Source organism: Phycicoccus sp. Root563 (genome assembly GCF_001427915.1).
Classification (GTDB): Bacteria; Actinomycetota; Actinomycetes; order Actinomycetales; family Dermatophilaceae; genus Pedococcus.
Genome location: NZ_LMGM01000001.1, coordinates 165,541 through 182,970, shown reverse-complemented (window position 1 = coordinate 182,970; position 17,430 = coordinate 165,541). Strand labels below are relative to the sequence as shown.

The 17,430-nt window shown below is 72.7% G+C and carries 15 protein-coding genes; 11 read left to right on the top strand and 4 right to left on the bottom strand.

The annotated features are described in order from the left end of the window. Positions 1-58: 58 nt before the first annotated feature. From ASD62_RS00820 to ASD62_RS00815, 3 genes are all read right to left on the bottom strand, one after another. Complete coding sequence (locus ASD62_RS00820) at positions 59-3,007, bottom strand: AAA family ATPase (protein ID WP_162254742.1); 2,949 nt, start codon at positions 3,005-3,007, stop codon at positions 59-61. An 85-nt stretch (positions 3,008-3,092) separates the two neighbouring features. Then, positions 3,093-3,269, bottom strand: a complete 177-nt coding sequence (locus tag ASD62_RS19975) for a hypothetical protein (protein ID WP_157581177.1) — start codon at positions 3,267-3,269, stop codon at positions 3,093-3,095. 123 nt (positions 3,270-3,392) lie between these two features. After that, positions 3,393-3,623 carry a hypothetical protein gene (locus ASD62_RS00815; RefSeq protein WP_056914334.1) on the bottom strand — a complete coding sequence of 77 codons (231 nt, stop codon included), beginning with the start codon at positions 3,621-3,623 and terminating at the stop codon, positions 3,393-3,395. Positions 3,624-3,800: 177 nt separating this feature from the next. Here ASD62_RS00815 and ASD62_RS00810 point away from each other — a divergent pair, with 177 nt between their 5' ends. From ASD62_RS00810 to ASD62_RS00780, 7 genes are all read left to right on the top strand, one after another. Next, complete coding sequence (locus ASD62_RS00810) at positions 3,801-4,511, top strand: ABC transporter ATP-binding protein (protein WP_056914333.1); 711 nt, start codon at positions 3,801-3,803, stop codon at positions 4,509-4,511. Next, entirely contained in the window at positions 4,508-5,290 is a 783-nt protein-coding gene (locus ASD62_RS00805; RefSeq protein ID WP_056914332.1) for an ABC transporter permease, read from the top strand. Before ASD62_RS00810 ends, ASD62_RS00805 begins: the two co-directional genes overlap by 4 nt. Before the next feature lie 526 nt (positions 5,291-5,816). After that, positions 5,817-6,749 (top strand): heme A synthase, encoded by a 933-nt coding sequence (locus ASD62_RS00800; protein ID WP_082580493.1) that lies wholly within the window; start codon positions 5,817-5,819, stop codon positions 6,747-6,749. A gap of 32 nt (positions 6,750-6,781) precedes the next feature. After that, complete coding sequence (locus tag ASD62_RS00795; protein WP_056914331.1) at positions 6,782-6,997, top strand: hypothetical protein; 216 nt, start codon at positions 6,782-6,784, stop codon at positions 6,995-6,997. 70 nt (positions 6,998-7,067) lie between these two features. Then, complete coding sequence (locus ASD62_RS00790; RefSeq protein ID WP_235529150.1) at positions 7,068-7,652, top strand: helix-turn-helix transcriptional regulator; 585 nt, start codon at positions 7,068-7,070, stop codon at positions 7,650-7,652. Next, positions 7,649-8,950 carry an MFS transporter gene (locus ASD62_RS00785; RefSeq protein WP_056914330.1) on the top strand — a complete coding sequence of 434 codons (1,302 nt, stop codon included), beginning with the start codon at positions 7,649-7,651 and terminating at the stop codon, positions 8,948-8,950. Before ASD62_RS00790 ends, ASD62_RS00785 begins: the two co-directional genes overlap by 4 nt. Positions 8,951-8,992: 42 nt before the next feature. Then, positions 8,993-9,469 (top strand): hypothetical protein, encoded by a 477-nt coding sequence (locus ASD62_RS00780; RefSeq protein WP_056914329.1) that lies wholly within the window; start codon positions 8,993-8,995, stop codon positions 9,467-9,469. A 111-nt stretch (positions 9,470-9,580) separates the two neighbouring features. On the opposite strand, the gene ASD62_RS00775 is transcribed toward ASD62_RS00780, so the two are convergent. Next, positions 9,581-10,480 carry a heme o synthase gene (locus ASD62_RS00775; RefSeq protein ID WP_056917059.1) on the bottom strand — a complete coding sequence of 300 codons (900 nt, stop codon included), beginning with the start codon at positions 10,478-10,480 and terminating at the stop codon, positions 9,581-9,583. A gap of 206 nt (positions 10,481-10,686) precedes the next feature. Between ASD62_RS00775 and tkt the strand changes: the two genes are divergently transcribed. The 4 genes from tkt to zwf are packed head-to-tail and all read left to right on the top strand — an operon-like array spanning position 10,687 to position 17,365. After that, positions 10,687-12,984: a transketolase gene (gene tkt / locus ASD62_RS00770; RefSeq protein WP_056914328.1), complete on the top strand. Its 2,298-nt coding sequence runs from the start codon at positions 10,687-10,689 to the stop codon at positions 12,982-12,984. A 6-nt stretch (positions 12,985-12,990) separates the two neighbouring features. Next, complete coding sequence (tal, locus tag ASD62_RS00765; protein ID WP_056914327.1) at positions 12,991-14,157, top strand: transaldolase; 1,167 nt, start codon at positions 12,991-12,993, stop codon at positions 14,155-14,157. Further along, the gene (locus ASD62_RS00760; protein WP_056914326.1) at positions 14,154-15,824 is read left to right on the top strand and encodes a hypothetical protein; all 1,671 of its coding nucleotides are present in this window, start codon (positions 14,154-14,156) and stop codon (positions 15,822-15,824) included. The genes tal and ASD62_RS00760 overlap by 4 nt, the downstream gene beginning before the upstream one ends. Then, positions 15,821-17,365 (top strand): glucose-6-phosphate dehydrogenase, encoded by a 1,545-nt coding sequence (zwf, locus tag ASD62_RS00755; protein ID WP_056914325.1) that lies wholly within the window; start codon positions 15,821-15,823, stop codon positions 17,363-17,365. Before ASD62_RS00760 ends, zwf begins: the two co-directional genes overlap by 4 nt. Positions 17,366-17,430: the final 65 nt, after the last annotated feature.

The window sequence follows — 17,430 nt, the reverse complement described above, 5'->3', positions numbered from 1 at the left end:
CGCTGATGTTACGTAATTGATCCGCGACTCCGATAGCAAGGTGAACCTAACCTCGCGGTCAGGGGAGCAGGCCACGCTCCCGGGCGACCGCCACGGCCTCACCTCGCCCGGCGACCCCGAGCTTCGCGAGGATGTTCGAGACGTGGACGCTGGCGGTCTTGCCACTGATGAAGAGCTGGCTGCCGATCTGGTTGTTGCTGCGGCCCAGCGCCACGAGGGCGAGGATCTCCTGCTCACGCGCGGTCAGGGCCTCACCGTGACGGGAGGCGGGCCGGGTCGCGGGTCGGGCCCCGCCGGTCGTGCGGATCTCGGCACGCAGCGGGGCGGCCTCGAGGTGCACCGCGACCTCCAGCGCCGCCGCCAGCTCGGCCGAGCCGTCACCGTGCCCGGTGGAGCGCAGCACCACGCCGAGGCGGGCCCGCGACCGGGCCGTCTCGTACGGGTGGCCGTACGTCTCGAACGCCGAGACCGCCGCCTGCCAGGCCGCCACGAGCTCGTCGGCGTCGACGTCCTCTCCCCCGAGCCAGCGCAGCCGCAGCGCCTCGGCCCGTGACCGGGCCAGCCAGGCCCTCGACTCCGGACCGTCGTTGCCCGGCCTGGTGACCGCACGGGCCCAGACCTCCTCGCTCGTCGCGGCCAGTCCCTCACCCCGGGACAGCAGGTCGGGCCGGTCGACGCTGGGGAGCCGCTGCACGTGCCCGGCGAGCTGGCCGAGCAGCAGCGTGCCCAGCCGGAGCCGGCCCTGGAAGAAGGGGTCCCACACCCGCGAGAGCACCTCCACGACCTCGTCGTGGACGGCGACGGCCCGGTCCAGGTCGCCGGAGTGCCCGTACAGGTCGACGGCGGCAGAGCCCGCGATGAGGGCGACCAGGCCCTCGCGCTCCCACCACGGTCGGGTCGGTTCCAGCTCGCGCAGCGCCTCGACCTGACCCCGCCCCGCGGCGACGTACATGCGGGCGGCCCGCAACGAGGACCCGGCAGGTTCCGGGGCGACCTCGCCCCCGACCGCGAGGATGGCCAGCGACTCGTCCCAGCGGCCGCGCTCGTAGGCGGCGATCCCGGCGAGCAGCCGACCGTCGAAGGCGTAGGGCGCCCAGGGCCGTCCTGCGGCCCGCGCCCGCTCGACCCCGCGGCGGTAGACGTCGACCGCCTCGTCCAGCCGGCCCGCGCGGTGGTGCAGCCAGCCGAGGTGGTGGAAGGCCCGCGCCTCGGCGGCCTCGCCGAGGCTCCCGGGAGACTCGACGAGCGCCTCGAGGGCACGACGGGACCCTTCCGGGTCGCCGGCCTTCTCGGTGATCCGCGCGGCGACGACGCGCACCTCCTCGGCCAGCTCGTCGAGCCCCGCGGCCCGCGCGGCGGCGACGGCCTCGTCGATGGCCACCAGGGCCTCCTCGTCGCGGCCGCGGTCGGCGAGCGCCTGGACCCGGGCCGCGAGCAGCTGCGCCCGGACCCGCGGGTGGTCACCGTCGGCCGAGTCCAGCAGCGACAGTCCCTCGGTGGTCGTCGCGAGGGTGTCGAGGGTGCTCTCGGTGATGCGGGCGGCGGTCGCGAGGGAGGCGAGCAGCTCGGCCCGGCCGACCGGTGCGGCGGAGGCAGGGCGCCGGTCGAGCCGCTCCTGCAGGAGCTCGAGGGCCTTGTGCACCCGGCCCACCGCGACCGCGGCCACCGCCGCTCTCAGGGTGACGGCGTCCACCTCGTCGTCGGCGGCGTCCTCCGGCATCAGGGACAGCGCGTGGCTGAAGTGCCGCCACGCCTCCTCCGGTCCGGCCATCCGCAGCGCCGAGTCGCCTGCCCGGACGCTCGCCTCGCGGGCGACATCGCGTTGCCCCGCGGCCGACGCGTGCCGCGCCAGCTCGGCCCACGAACCCGATGAGCGGTCGGCGGTGAGGGCCGCGGCATACCGCTCGTGGGCGCGCACCCGCTCCCCGGGCAACAGGTCGTCGTAGACGGTCTCGCCGAGCAGGGCGTGCCGGAAGGCGTAGCCGCCGGTGTCCAGCGGGACGAGGACGTGGTGCTCCACGGCATCGCGCAGGCCGCTGTCCAGCTCGGCCTCGGGGAGGGCCGCGACGACGGCGAGGAGCTGGTGGGAGACGTGGCGGCCGGAGGCGGACGCCATCCGCACCACGTGCTGCCCGGCAGTCCCGAGCTGGTCGAACCGGACGAGCAGCAGCCGGGACAGGTCCTCGGCCAGGCCCGCGCCCCCGATGGCCGAGGCGGCCACCAGCTCCTCCGCGAAGAAGGCGTTGCCCTCGGCGCGGGCCACGACCGCGCGCACGTCGGCGTCGTCCAGCGGGCGGGTCTGCAGCCCGTGGACGAGCTCGCGGACGGCGGAGTCCGGCAGGGGTGGGAGGTCGAGCCGCTCGACCCCGGCGAGCCGGGACCAGTGGGCGACCGTCGGACGCAGCGGGTGCCGGCGGTGCAGGTCGTCGCTGCGGTAGGACGCGACGACACTGACCGGGTGGGTGAACCCGCGGGTGAACAGCAGGGTCAGCAGGTCGCGGGAGGACTGGTCGGCCCAGTGGACGTCCTCGACCACGACCAGCAGGGGGGTCGTCGCGCCGACCTCGTCGAGCGCCGCGTGGACGGCTGCCACGAGGTCTCCCCGGTCGGCGGACCCGGCCCCGGCGTCGGAGCGCCCCGGCAGGAGCCGCGAGAGCCCCGGGTTGGCCTGGGCGGCGCGGGCGACGGCCTCGGGCGCCAGCGCCTCGAGCCGCCCGAGCACCTCGAGGAAGGGCAGGTACGGCAGCGACTGGCCGGCGTCGCTGAGGCAGTGGCCGACGAGCACGGTCCAGCCGTGGTCACGGGCGGTGCGCGCGACCTCTGCCAACAACCTGGTCTTGCCGATCCCGGCGTCACCGGACAGCACCACGCTGCCGTGGGACTCCCCCGCGCCGTCCACCCCGGTCAGCGCGACGAGCCGAGCAGCCTCGTCCGCCCGCCCCACGAACAAGCTGCTGCCGGCAGCGTCCAGACCCACGCCGTCGATCATGTCAGAGGGGCGTGACACGACGGCGTGGGTCCTTGGGACGGCGGTGGCCCCGGTGGTGCTGGCCAAGGTGGTGGTGGCGGTCCGGGTGGTGCCGACCGTCATCTCAGGCGTGCCGGGCGACGCCGTGCCGGTGGTGCAGGCGCGGCCGGTGCGCCAGGGCGCCGGCCACGAGGCGGTGGTGGCGGCGGCTCCGTCCGGCGGCGGGCAGGCCGGCCACCAGGCTCTCGCGGCGGTAGGCCACCTCGGCGGCGACGAACAGCGGGTCTGCGGTGATGCTCATGGGTCTTCTCCTTCGCGGTGGTTCTGGTGAGTGGTGCTTCGACGGGTCCCACGCTGCGCGGGTGAGGTGGGGTCCCACATGGGGCAGATGCCTTATCTGCCGCGGGCGACGCCCCCGGCTACCTCAGACGGGGCGGGCGGTGTGCCGACCACCGCCGGTGCCGGGCCGGTGGCCGTCGGGTCGGGGGCCGTCGTGCCGTTGCGTCGCCAGCGCTGCCAGGACGAGGCGTGCTGCGGTCCGCACCCGGCCCGGCCCCGATGGGGTGCGCCGTGGAGCGCGGTTCGCCCTGCCGAGGCTCTCCTGCTTCCACTGCTGCTCGGCGAGGACGACGTAGGGGTGTGCGGTCAGGCTCATGAGGTGCTCCTTCGGGAGGTGCGCCGCACCCGGAGCGGGCGCGACAGCAGTCACGCTCCGCGCGTGAGGTACCCCCCGGCATGGGGCATCCGCCCCGTCCTCGGAGCCCCGGGGACCTCAGTCCCCGACCGGCGACCCGTGGCAGGCGGGACCCGCGGTCGGACCTAGACTCGGGCCGTGCCACCAGCAGTCGCCGTGACCGGCCTCGTCAAGCGCTACGGCGACGTCGTCGCCCTGGACGGCGCCTCGTGGTCGGCCCCCGCCGGCCGGGTCACCGCCGTCCTCGGCCCCAACGGCGCCGGCAAGACCACGATGGTGGAGTGCTGTGAGGGCCTGCGTCGGGGCGACGCCGGTGAGGTGCGCGTGCTCGGCACCGATCCGTGGCACGCCGGCGCAGACCACCGCGCGAGGGTCGGCGTGATGCTCCAGGACGGCGGCCTGCCGAACGCCGCCCGTCCCGTGCCGCTGCTGCGTCACCTGCGTTCCCTGTATGCCGCGCCGGCACCCCTCGACGACCTCGTCGCCCGGCTCGGGATCGGCGACTTCGCGACCACCTCGGTCCGCCGCCTCTCCGGTGGCCAGAAGCAGCGGGTGGCCCTCGCCGCGGCGCTGGTCGGACGTCCCGAGGTGGCCTTCCTGGACGAGCCGAGCGCAGGGCTGGACCCGCACGCCCGCCTGGACGTCTGGGAGCTGGTGCGGGAGGTCGCCGACGCAGGAGCGGCGGTCGTCCTGACGACGCACTCCTTCGAGGAGGCGGAGCGGCTGGCCGACCACATCGTCGTCGTGGCGTCCGGACGCGTCGTCGCGCAGGGTTCGCTCGCGGAGGTCACGGCCGGCGAGCGCCTCGAGGACCGCTACTTCGCCCTCACCCGACGGCCGGCCGCATGAGCACGACCCCCTCGGCGCCCACCACGGGGACGACGGCCGCTGCCGCCCGGGCCCGGGACCGCGTGCTCGCGCAGGCGCGGTTCGAGGCGGCCACGCTGCTGCGCAACGGCGAGCAGCTGCTCGTGGCGCTCGTCCTTCCCGTCGCCGTCCTCGTCGCCCTGGTCCACACCACCGGCATCTCGGTGGGTGCCGGCCGCCGCGTCGACCTGGTCGTGCCGGGTGTCCTCGCCCTCTGCGTCGTCTCGTCGGCCTTCACCGGCCAGGCGATCTCGGTCGGCTTCGACCGCAGGTACGGCGTGCTGCGCCTGCTCGGGGTCTCCCCGTTGGGTCGCACCGGCCTGCTGGCGGCCAAGGCGGTCGCGGTGCTGGCGGTGATCGCGATTCAGTTCGTCGTCATCGCCGGTGTGGGGCTGGCGCTCGGCTGGGAGCCGAGCTGGAGCGGCATACCGGCGGCGGCGCTGTCCACGCTCCTCGGCACGTGGGCCTTCGTGGCCCTCGCCCTCCTGCTCGGTGGCACGCTGCGCGCCGAGGGGGTGCTGGCGCTGGCCAACCTCGTGTGGCTCGTCCTCCTGGGCCTCGGTGGTGTCGTGGTGGCCGGCAGCGAGCTGCCCGACCGGTTCGCCCCCGTCGTCGAGCTGCTGCCCTCGGCGGCGCTGGGCGACAGCCTCAGGGCGGCGCTCGTCGACGGCACGGCGAGCCCTGCCCACTGGGTCGTCCTGGTCGTCTGGGGTGCGGTGGCGACCCTGCTCGCCCGGCGCCTGTTCCGCTGGAGCGACTGAGCCTCGAGCTCACGACGGAACGCGGCGACCGTCGCCGCGAGCAGCAGGCCCCCGAGCAGCCAGAAGGGCTCGTGGACCAGGACGTAGCGCGCCCGGGCGTCGCCGAGGCCGTTCCCTGCGACGACCCCGGAAAGAACGAGGGCGACGTTGGACAGGACGTGGCCGAGCATGACGGCCGTCCCCACCTGGGCGGGCCACAGCAGCCACGCCCGCTGCCGCAGCTTGCCGTGCCGCTGACCGGGTCGCAGCAGCCACGTGGTCACGGCCCCCGCGAGGCAGAGCGGGATTGCGACGAGGTCGATGACCAGCAGGGCCGGGTGCTGACGGACCGAGATCCCCGGTGGCAGCAGCGCCGTGCCTCCGAGGCCCCAGTAGGTGTGGATCCCTGCGAAGAGCAGCATCCACGCGGCACTCAGCCTCCAGGCGTTCCTCGTCATGGCCCCAGTCAGCCAGCCCGGGACGCCGGCGACCATCGGGTGTCTCCCCCAGCGTCATCAGGGTTCCACCTGAGACGTACCCTCGTTGCGTGACCGCACCACCCGTCTCGACCCCCGCCCAGACCGCTCGTGCGGCCACCACCGGGGCGGTCTGGCTCCCCCGGGTCCTGCTCCTCAACCTCGTCGTCGAGGTGCTGATCGTCGTCACCGGCGGGCTCGTGCGGCTGACCGGGAGCGGGCTGGGGTGCCCCACCTGGCCACAGTGCGTCCCCGGTTCGTACACCCCGGTCCGGCACCAGGCGGAGGGCTTCCACCGCTACATCGAGTTCGGCAACCGCACCCTGACCAGCGTCGTCGGGATCGCGGCCCTCCTGGCGATCGTCGCGATCGTCGTCTGGGCCGACCGGCGCCGCGACCTGCTCGTCCCCGCCGTCGTCGTCCTGGGCGGGGTCGTCGTGCAGGCGGTCCTGGGCGGCATCACCGTCCTGACGGGCCTGAGCCCGGTCACCGTCGCGGCGCACTTCCTCGTCTCGATGGGGCTGGTGACCGCCGCAGCCCTCCTCTACTACCGGGCGCAGGGACCGGCCGGCCCACGCACCCTGTCCGTGCATCCCTTCGTCGAGCGGCTCGGCCGGGCGACCTGCGCCGTCGCCGCGGTCGTCCTGGCGCTCGGCACCGTCGTCACCGGCTCCGGCCCGCACTCGGGCGACGCCGACGAGCCGGCCCGCCTCGGCTTCGACCCCCGCACCGTCTCGTGGCTGCACGCCGACGCCGTGATGCTGTTCGTCGGCCTGGTCGTGGCGACCTGGGTCGCCGCGCGCCTGACGGGGACCACGTCGGCCCCCGGCCGGGCGTGGGCGGCCGTCCTCGCGGTCACCGTGCTGCAGGGCGTCGTCGGCTACACGCAGTACTTCACCGGCCTGCCGTGGGCCGTGGTCGTCGTGCACATGCTGCTCGCCAGCCTGCTCGTCGTGACCCTGACGCGTGCCATGGTGCGTCAACGCGCAGTTCCCCGAACCTAGGCAAACGTCCTGCTGCGGGTGGACACTCAGGCATGGATGCCACCGCAGGACCCCGCGCGCTGGGCTCGAGGGCAGCGAGCAACCGACGTCTCGGGCGCATCGTGGCCGCGCTGATCATCGCCGCCGCGCTGCTGATGTGGTGGACCGGCCGCGGGTACGACGACAGCTCCTGCACCACGTTCGGGGCCACTCCCCAGAACGCCAGCCTGACCACCCTGGGCGAGACCCCCGTGGGCTGCACCGGCTGACGACCCATTGCACAAGCGCTCTTGTGCAATGGGTCTTGTGCAATGTCTCTTGTGCATCTAGCCTGAGGGCGTGAACACTCCACGAGAGCATGACGGCATCCGCCACGTGACCGATGCCAAGGCCCTGTCGGCCATGGCCAACCCGTTCCGCTCGCGGATGATGGACGCCCTCAAGGTCGACGGTCCGTCCACCGCCTCGGGCCTCGCCCAGCGCACCGGCCAGGCCGTCGGGAGCGCGAGCCACCACCTCAAGGTCCTCTCCGAGGCGGGCCTGGTCGAGGAGGCCCCCGAGCTCGCCAAGGACCGGCGGGAGCGCTGGTGGCGCCTGGTCGACCCCGGCACCCGCTGGTCGCGCGCCGAGTTCGCCGACGACACGGCCGCGGTCACTGCTGCGTACGCCGCCGAGGCGATGCACCTGCAGCGACAGTTCGAGCGCGTTCAGCAGTGGAACGCCCAGGCCGCCGACGTGCCCGAGTGGGACCGGGCTGCGTTCGCCACCCAGAACTGGATGCGCTTGTCCCCCGACGAGCTGCGCCAGGTCTCCGAGGAGCTCATCGAGGTCCTCATGCGCTGGGGACGGCGCGAGGTGCCGGACGACGGCGTCGCCCGCGAGCCCGTGCTCGTCTTCGCCCGAGGGTTCCCGGCCCAGCCATGACGGACCGCACCGCACCGGTCGCCGCGCTCCCCCTGCGCCGCAACCGGGACTTCAGCCTGCTCTGGTTCGGCGAGGGCGTCAGCGTCCTCGGCAACGCCACCACGTCCGTCCTGCTCCCCCTCCTTGCCGTGGTCGCCTTCGACGCCGGGCCGGGCTGGATGGGCGTGCTCACGGCTGCGGCCTGGGTGCCGTGGCTGGTCGTCGGCCTCCCCGCAGGGGCCTGGGTGGACCGCCTGCCCGCCCGCCGCGTCATGGTCGGCAGCGACCTCGTGGCCGCTGCGGTCCTGGCCAGCGTCCCCCTCGCCTGGGCCCTGGGCCACCTCACCCTGACCCACCTCGTGCTCGCCGCCCTCGGCAACGGCACCTGCACGGTCTTCTTCCGTGCCGCGTACCCCGCCCTGGTCCGCCAGGTGGCTCCCGCCCAGCAGCAGGAGCAGGCCTTCGCCCGGCTCTTCGGCGCCGAGTCGGCGATGCAGGTGGCCGGCCCCGGTGTCGGCGGCCTGCTGGCCCAGCTCGGGTCGGCGGCCATGGGACTGCTCGTCGACGCCGTGAGCTTCCTCGTCTCGGCGGTCTGCCTGGCCTCCCTGCGGCTCACCCCGGGTGCCGGACCCGACGGCGAGGACGGTGCCGGGACCCCCGCGCGGCCGTCCCTGCGGACGAGCATCCGCGAGGGCGTCGACTACATCCGCACAGACCGGTTCCTGCGGTTCTTCACCGTCATGGGCGGCGTCTCCAACTTCGGGCTCACCGGGTATGCCGCGCTGCTGGTCCTCTTCCTCGTCCGTGACCTCGACCTGTCGCCGGCCGCCGTGGGGGTGGTGATGGCGACCGGCAGCGTCGGAGGCTTCCTCGGCGCCGCCCTCGCCACCCGGCTCTCGAGCTGCTTCGGCAGCGCGCGGGCGGTGGTGTGGCTGCAGGTCGTGGCAGGCCCGACCGCCCTCCTCGTGCCGCTGGCGACGCACGGTGCCGGCACGGCATACCTCGTCGTCGGGCAGCTGCTCGTCGGCACCGGGGTCGTGGCGGGCAACGTCATCCGCGGCGCGTGGCGCAACCGGTACGTCCCCGAGGAGATGCTCGCCCGGCAGGTGACGACGGCCCAGGTGGTCAACTTCGGCACCATGCCGCTGGCCGGACTGGCGGCCGGTCTCCTCGGGACCCAGCTCGGGCTGCGGCCGACGATCGCGCTGATGGCCGCGGTGCACGCCGTGGCGTGCCTGTCGATGTTCTGGGGACCGCTGCGCGGACTGCGCGACCTGCCTGAGGTGAACGACGACGGCAGCCACCTCGTCTCCCGATGAGGAGGTCCACCGGGGACCTCACCGCCGACAAAGAGGTCAGTCATGAAGTCACCCACCCGCCTTGCCGCCGCCACCGGTGCCGTCCTCGCCGCTGTCGCCTTCGGTTCCACCGCCGCCCTCGCCAGCGGTTCCTCCGGCCACGATGACCACGACACGACCATCCTGCGGGCGGGCGTCGTCGGCAGCATGGTCGCGGACCCGACGTTGTTCGGCGCCAAGCCGGGCGGCGCCCCCTGGGTCATCGACGAGGGCCAGGCCCGGGTCTCCCGGGACGGTTCGGTGCGCGTGGAGGTCGAGGGCCTGGTCATCCCGGGCCGCGGCAACCCCGTGCCCCAGCTGAGTGCCAGCGTCGCCTGTGGCGGCATGGTCGTCGCCACGACGAAGCCGGTCGCCTTCGACGCCCAGGGTGATGCCCGCATCCGGGCCAAGGTCATGCTCCCCGAGCGGTGCCTCGCCCCGGCGGTGCTGCTCAACCCCAACGGGAACCCCGCCGTCTACATCGCCGTCACGGGCGGCTGAGAGCCTCCCGGGGTCCCGGGCACGGACCCGGAGGGCAGGGTGGCCCCGGTCGAGCCAGCAGCCGGCTCGACCGGGGCCGAGGCCGGGGCGACGACGGCCGGTCGTCCGCCGTCAGCGCAGCGGGAGGTAGAACAGGGGGTCGAGCGCCACGCCGAGGAAGAGGATCCCGACGTAGGTGATCGAGAAGTGGAACAGCCGCATCGGCTTGAGCACGTTCGGACCCTCGCCGGCCCTGGCGGCCCGGTGCAGGCGGTGCGCCTCGGCGAGGAACAGCGCGCCGGTGACCACGGCCGTGACGAGGTACAGCCAGCCCATCGGGTTGACCCACACCAGCAGCAGCGACGCGGCGACCATGGCCCACGAGTAGGCGACGATCTGGCGCGCGACGACGACGAACTTCTCGACGACCGGGAGCATCGGCACGTGGGCGGCGGCGTAGTCGTCCTTGAACTTCATCGACAGCGGCCAGTAGTGCGGCGGCGTCCAGAAGAAGATGACGAGGAAGAGCACGACCGCGGACCACGACACCGAGTTCGCGACGGCCGACCACCCGATGAGGACGGGCATGCACCCGGCTGCGCCGCCCCAGACGATGTTCTGGGCGGTGCGGCGCTTGAGCAGCATCGTGTAGCCCACGGCGTACATGACGATCGCACCGAGCGACAGCGCGGCCGACAGCCAGTTGACGACGAGCGCGAACCAGACGGTGGACGCCAGGGTGAGGACCGCTCCGAAGACCAGTCCCTCACGCGGCGAGATCTCGCCGGTGACCATCGGCCGGTTGCTCGTGCGGTGCATCTCGGCGTCGATGTCGCGGTCGTACACGCAGTTGAAGGTGTTGGCCGCGCCGGCGCTGAGCGCACCACCGACGAGCGTGGCGATGATGAGCCACAGCGACGGAACCCCGCCCTCGGCGAGGAACATCACCGGCACCGTCGTCACGAGCAGCAGCTCGATGATGCGGGGCTTGGTCAACGCCAGGTATGCGGCGGCCTTGCGCCGAGGCGGCATCGGGGACGCGGAGATCCGGGCAGTCGGATCGAGTGCGGTCACGGCGTCCTTCGCGGGTGCTGCTGGGGGTCTCACGGGCGGGGCAAGTCTATCCCCGTCCGGAGCGAGCCGAACGCCGGGACTGGATGCGACGACGGTCACGCTCAGGACTAGTCTCGGACCGAAGCCTCGACCGCCTGTGCAACTCAGTGTGAGGAGAACCGTCAGTGCCCACCACCACCCGTTCCACCAAGGCCACCGCCGTGAGGAAGCGCAGCACGTCGTTGCGCCGTCCCGTGGCCCGCAAGGCCGGCTGGACCGACCTCGACGTGCGTGCGGTCGACACCGCTCGACTGCTCGCCGCGGATGCCGTCCAGAAGGTCGGCAACGGCCACCCCGGCACCGCCATGAGCCTGGCCCCCGCGGCCTACCTGCTCTACCAGAACGTCATGAGGCACGACCCGACCGACGCCGCCTGGCTCGGTCGTGACCGCTTCGTCCTGTCGGCCGGGCACTCGAGCCTGACGCAGTACGTGCAGCTGTTCCTGTCCGGGTACGGCCTCGAGCTCAACGACCTGAAGTCGTTGCGCACGTGGGGATCCCGGACGCCGGCGCACCCCGAGGTGCACCACACCACGGGCATCGAGATCACCACCGGTCCCCTCGGTTCGGGCCTCGCGTCCGCCGTCGGCATGGCCATGGCGCAGCGTCGCCAGCGCGGCCTGCTCGACCCCGACGCCAAGGCCGGCGAGAGCCCCTTCGACCACCACATCTGGGTCATCGCCTCCGACGGCGACCTCATGGAGGGCGTGTCGGCCGAGGCCAGCTCGCTCGCCGGTCACCAGCAGCTCGGCAACCTCACCGTCATCTACGACGCCAACCAGATCTCGATCGAGGACCAGACCGACATCTCGTTCTCCGAGGACGTCGCGGCGCGCTACCGCGCGTACGGCTGGGACGTCGTCGACGTCGACTGGCGCGGGGACGGTGACGGCGCCAGCTACGTCGAGAACGTCGACGCACTGCTCGCGGCCCTCGAGAAGTCCAAGAAGGCCAACCGGCCGACCCTGGTCCAGCTCCACACGATCATCGCGTGGCCGTCGCCCACCAAGCAGGACACCGGCAAGTCGCACGGCTCCGCCCTCGGCGACGCCGAGATCGCGGCCACCAAGGAGCTGCTCGGCTTCAACCCCGCGAAGACCTTCGAGGTCGACCGTGCGGTCCTCGCCCACACCCGCCTCGCGGGCAAGCGCGGCAAGGCGGCGCACAAGGCGTGGGACAAGACGTATGCCGCGTGGCGCAAGGCCAACCCGGACCGTGCGGGACTGCTCGACCGCCTCGTCGCCGGTGACCTCCCGGCCGGGCTCGACGCGGCGCTGCCGGTGTTCGAGGCCGACGAGGCCAAGGGCATGGCGACCCGCGCCGCGTCCGGCAAGGTGCTCAGCGCCCTCGCCGGCGTGATGCCCGAGCTGTGGGGTGGCTCCGCCGACCTCGCCGAGTCCAACAACACGACGATGGAGGGCGAGCCGTCCTTCATCCCGCGCAACCGCCAGACCCGCGAGTGGAAGGGCGGGCCCTACGGCCGCACCCTGCACTTCGGCATCCGCGAGAACGGCATGGGCATGATCCTCAACGGGATCGCGCTCGAGGGACTGACCCGCCCCTACGGCGGCACCTTCCTCGTCTTCTCCGACTACATGCGTCCCGCGGTGCGGCTCGCTGCCATCCAGCAGCTCCCCGTCACCTACGTCTGGACGCACGACGGCATCGGCCTCGGCGAGGACGGCCCCACCCACCAGCCGGTCGAGCACCTCGCCTCGCTGCGCGCCATACCGGGCCTCGACGTCGTCCGCCCCGCGGACGCCAACGAGACGGCGGCGGTGTGGGGCCAGGTCCTGCGCAACGCCCGCCCGGCGGCGCTGGCGCTCACGCGGCAGAACGTGCCCGTCCTCGACCGCAAGGTCTACGCCAAGGCCGCCAACGCGGCCAAGGGCGCCTACGTCCTCATCGACGGCGGCAAGGACGGCAAGTCGGCCCCGGACGTCATCCTCATCGCCACCGGCTCCGAGGTCGCGATCGCCCTCGAGGCACGGGAATCGCTGGAGCGCCAGGGCGTTGCAACTCGTGTGGTGTCCATGCCGTGTCGCGAGTGGTTCGAGCAGTCGGGCAAGGCCTACCAGAACCGTGTCCTCCCCCCGGAGGTCCGGGCGCGCGTCAGCGTCGAGGCCGCCGTGTCGATGGGCTGGCACGACCTGGTCGGCGACGCGGGTCGCAGCATCAGCCTCGAGCACTTCGGTGCCTCGGCCGACTACAAGACGCTGTACCGCGAGTTCGGGATCACCCCGGAGGCCGTCGTGAAGGCCGCCAAGGACTCCCTCAAGGACGCCAGGGCCACCGCGCGCAAGAGCGTCGCGCCCGCCGTCAACCAGACCCGGCCCCGCGCCGGCGTCTCGCCGACCAAGGCGACCGACACCACGACCAAGCGCAGCGCCGCAACGAAGAGCGCTGCATCCAAAGGGAAGTGACCCACTGTGACTGACAACGCACTCAAGGCCCTCGCCGACCAGGGCGTCTCCGTCTGGCTCGACGACCTGTCGCGCGAGCGGATCGAGACTGGCAACCTCAAGGACCTCATCGACCGGGGCGTCGTCGGCGTGACGACGAACCCCTCGATCTTCCAAGCCGCCCTCGCCAAGGGCGACCGCTACGACGCCGACCTGCGCGCGTTCGCCGCCGACGGCAAGACCGTGGACGAGACCGTGTTCGGCCTCACCACGGAGGACGTCCGCAACGCGTGCGACCTGTTCCTCCCGCTCTACGAGTCCACCGACGGTGTCGACGGCCGCGTGTCGATCGAGGTCGACCCGCGACTGGCCAAGGACACCGCCAAGACGGTCGCCGAGGCCAAGACCCTCGTCGAGGCCGTCGACCGCCCCAACGTCCTCATCAAGATCCCCGCGACCGTCGAGGGCCTGCCGGCCATCTCGCAGGTGCTGGCCGAGGGCATCAGCGTCAACGTGACGCTGATCTTCTCCCTCGACCGCTACCGCGGTGTCATGAACGCCTTCCTCACCGGCCTCGAGCAGGCACGGGAGAAGGGCAAGGACCTGTCGACGATCCACTCCGTCGCGTCGTTCTTCGTTTCGCGCGTCGACACCGAGATCGACAAGCGACTCGACGCGATCGGCACGGACGAGGCGAAGGCCCTCAAGGGCAAGGCGGCCGTCGCCAACGCGCGCCTCGCCTACCAGGCCTACGAGGAGGTCTTCTCCACCCCGCGCTGGAAGAACCTCGAGGACGACGGCGCCCACGCGCAGCGTCCCCTGTGGGCCTCCACCGGCGTCAAGGACCCGGCCTACTCCGACACGCTCTACGTCACCGAGCTGGTCGCCCCGAACACCGTCAACACCATGCCCGAGAAGACGCTCGACGCGGTCGTCGACCACGGCGAGGTCACCGGTGACACGGTGACCGGCGCCTACGCCGACGCCGCCGAGGTGCTCGACGCCCTCGAGGGCCTGGGTGTCTCGTACGCCGACGTGACGGCCCAGCTCGAGCGCGAGGGCGTCGACAAGTTCGAGGTCGCGTGGGGCGAGCTGCTCGACGAGGTCCAGAAGGACATCGACCTCGCTCGCGCCGACGTCGGCACGGACGCGCCCGACAACGAGTCCGGCCACTCGGAGCAGGTCGACCGGTGACCTCGCTCGGTGTGGTCGCCTCCGGCCCCGCCGCGGACGCGATCGCCGCATCCGTCCCGGCCCTGGTCGAGGCGCAGTTCGCCAGCAGGCTCTTCGCCCAGGACGCGACGCTCTGGGGTCCGGAGGCCGAGTCCGAGTCGGCCATCCGCCTGTCGTGGGTGAACCTCGCCCGCACGTCGCGGCCGCTCCTCGGTGAGATCGCGGCCCTGCGCGACCAGCTCCGTGGCGAGGGTGTCGACCGCATCGTGCTGTGCGGCATGGGCGGTTCGTCCCTCGCTCCCGAGGTCATCTGCGGGACGGCCGGGGTCGACCTGGTCGTCCTCGACTCCTCGCAGCCCGACATGGTCCGCGGCGCGATCGTCGAGCTCGAGCGCACCGCGGTCGTGGTCTCGAGCAAGTCCGGGTCCACCGTCGAGACCGACTCCCAGCGCCGCGCGTTCCAGGCGGCGTTCGAGGAGAAGGGCATCGACCCCACGAGCCGCATCGTCGTCGTCACCGACCCGGGCAGCCCGCTCGACGAGCAGTCCCGCGCCGACGGCTACCGCGTCATCAACGCCGACCCGAACGTGGGCGGACGCTACTCCGCTCTGACCGCGTTCGGGCTGGTCCCGTCGGGGCTGGCGGGTGCCGACATCGAGGGCCTGCTCGACGACGCCGAGGCCGTCGCGGACGTCCTGAGCGCCGACGACGACGGCAACCCGGCCCTGCGCCTGGGTGCTGCCATGGCGGCCACGAACCCCCTGCGCGACAAGCTGGTCCTCGTCGACGACGGCTCCGGCATCATCGGCCTGCCCGACTGGGCCGAGCAGCTCATCGCCGAGAGCACGGGCAAGCAGGGCACCGGGATCCTGCCCGTCGTCGTCGGTTCCCTCGACGACCCCGAGGTCGCCCACCCGGATCCCGACGTCACCGTCGTGCGCCTCACCGGTGACGACGACGCGGTCGACACCGACGCGGAGGTGCACGCCGACCGTTCCTCGATCGAGGTGACCGGGCCCCTCGGCGCCCAGCTGCTGCTGTGGGAGGTCGCCACCGCGGCCGCCGGCCGGCTGCTCGGCATCAACCCGTTCGACCAGCCGGACGTCGAGAGCGCCAAGAAGGCCTCTCGCGCCCTGCTGGACCAGGGCATGGGCTCGGGCGACGAGCCCGCAGCCACCGACGGTGCCGTGGAGATCCGCGCCCTGGGTGGCGACTGGCTCGGCGACGCCACGACCGTGCCCCAGGCGCTCGACGCCCTCCTGCGGCAGCTCGACCCCGCCCGCGGCTACCTCGCGGTGATGGCCTACCTCGACCGGATCACCGACGCGGACCTGGCCTCCGTGCGGCCCGGGCTGGCACGCCGCACGCACCGTCCGGTGACGTTCGGCTGGGGGCCTCGGTTCCTCCACTCCACCGGTCAGTTCCACAAGGGCGGCCCGGCCACCGGCGTCTACCTGCAGGTGACGACCGCCCCCCACGCGGACCTGCCGATCCCGGGGCGCGAGTTCAGCTTCGGCGACTTCGTTGCCTCTCAGGCCGCGGGTGACGCCCAGGTCCTCGCCGAGCACGGTCGCCCGGTCCTGCAGCTCCACCTCACCGACCACGACGCCGGCCTGGCCCGGGTCCGCGAGGCGCTCACCGCCCTCGCCGTCCCGGCTGCCGACGACGACACGAAGGGCAGTGCATGAGTCCCACCCGTGTGACGCAGGACAGCAACCCGCTGCGTGACCCGCGTGACAAGCGCCTCCCCCGAATCGCCGGCCCCTGTGGTCTGGTGCTGTTCGGGGTCACCGGCGACCTGGCCCGCAAGAAGCTGATGCCGGCCATCTACGACCTGGCCAACCGTGGCCTGCTGCCGCCGGGCTTCTCGCTCGTCGGCTTCGCCCGACGCGACTGGGCCGACCAGGACTTCGGCAAGATCGTGTACGACGCGGTCAAGGCCCACGCGAGGACGCCGTTCCGCGAGAGCGTGTGGCGCAACCTGGCCGAGGGGTTCCGGTTCGTCCCCGGGACGTTCGACGACCCCAACTCCTTCGACCTGCTGGCCGAGACGGTCAAGTCGTTGGAGGAGGAGCGCGGCACCGGCGGCAACCAGGCGTTCTACCTGTCCATCCCGCCGGGATCGTTCTCCACCGTGTGCGAGCAGCTCGAGCGCTCCGGCCTGAGCCGTCCCGAGGGCGACTCGTGGCGCCGCGTCGTCATCGAGAAGCCGTTCGGCCACGACCTCAAGAGTGCGCGTGAGCTCAACGACATCGTCGAGGGCGTCTTCCCCGCCGACTCGGTCTTCCGGATCGACCACTACCTCGGCAAGGAGACGGTCCAGAACCTCCTGGCCCTGCGCTTCGCCAACCAGATGTTCGAGCCGGTCTGGAACGCCAACTACGTCGACCACGTGCAGATCACCATGGCCGAGGACATCGGCATCGGTGGCCGCGCCGGCTACTACGACGGCATCGGTGCCGCCCGCGACGTCATCCAGAACCACCTCCTGCAGCTCCTCGCACTGACCGCCATGGAGGAGCCCGTCTCCTTCGCAGCGGAGCACCTGCGCGCCGAGAAGGAGAAGGTCCTCTCCGCGGTCCGCCTCCCCAAGGACCTGGCCAAGGCCACCGCTCGTGGGCAGTACGCCGCCGGGTGGCAGGGCAGCGAGGAGGTCGGCGGCTACCTCGACGAGGACGGCGTCGCCTCCGGCTCCCGCACGGAGACGTATGCCGCGCTCAAGCTCGAGATCGACTCCCGCCGCTGGGCGGGCGTGCCGTTCTACCTGCGCACGGGCAAGCGCCTGGGCAAGCGGGTCACCGAGATCGCCGTGGTGTTCAAGAAGGCCCCGCACCTGCCGTTCAACGACACGGCCACCGAGGAGCTCGGGCAGAACGCCATCGTCATCCGCGTTCAGCCCGACGAGGGCATCACCATGCGGTTCGGAGCCAAGGTGCCCGGTGCGCAGATGGAGGTGCGCGACGTGACGATGGACTTCGGGTACGGCCGTGCCTTCACCGAGTCCAGCCCCGAAGCGTACGAGCGGCTCATCCTCGACGTGCTGCTCGGCGACCCACCGCTGTTCCCGCGGCACGAGGAGGTCGAGCTGTCCTGGAAGATCCTCGACCCGGTCGAGGCGTTCTGGGCCAAGCAGAAGGGTCCCGTCGAGCCGTACCTCTCGGGCGGCTGGGGACCTGACAGCTCCGACGAGATGATGCACCGCGACGGACGCGTCTGGAGAATGCCTTGACCACCCCACTCAGTTCGCCCACGCAGAGCGTGGGACCCGCCCCGCTGCGCTCCTCCAATACTGAT

Excerpts from the sequence above, each read along its gene's own strand:
- ASD62_RS00805 (WP_056914332.1), top strand. The coding sequence starts at position 4,508 with ATGAGCACGACCCCCTCGGCGCCCACCACGGGGACGACGGCCGCTGCC.
- ASD62_RS00775 (WP_056917059.1), bottom strand. The coding sequence starts at position 10,480 with ATGCCGCCTCGGCGCAAGGCCGCCGCATACCTGGCGTTGACCAAGCCC.
- zwf (WP_056914325.1), top strand. The coding sequence starts at position 15,821 with ATGAGTCCCACCCGTGTGACGCAGGACAGCAACCCGCTGCGTGACCCG.
- ASD62_RS00795 (WP_056914331.1), top strand. The coding sequence starts at position 6,782 with ATGGATGCCACCGCAGGACCCCGCGCGCTGGGCTCGAGGGCAGCGAGC.
- ASD62_RS19975 (WP_157581177.1), bottom strand. The coding sequence starts at position 3,269 with ATGAGCATCACCGCAGACCCGCTGTTCGTCGCCGCCGAGGTGGCCTAC.
- ASD62_RS00785 (WP_056914330.1), top strand. The coding sequence starts at position 7,649 with ATGACGGACCGCACCGCACCGGTCGCCGCGCTCCCCCTGCGCCGCAAC.
- ASD62_RS00815 (WP_056914334.1), bottom strand. The coding sequence starts at position 3,623 with ATGAGCCTGACCGCACACCCCTACGTCGTCCTCGCCGAGCAGCAGTGG.
- ASD62_RS00780 (WP_056914329.1), top strand. The coding sequence starts at position 8,993 with ATGAAGTCACCCACCCGCCTTGCCGCCGCCACCGGTGCCGTCCTCGCC.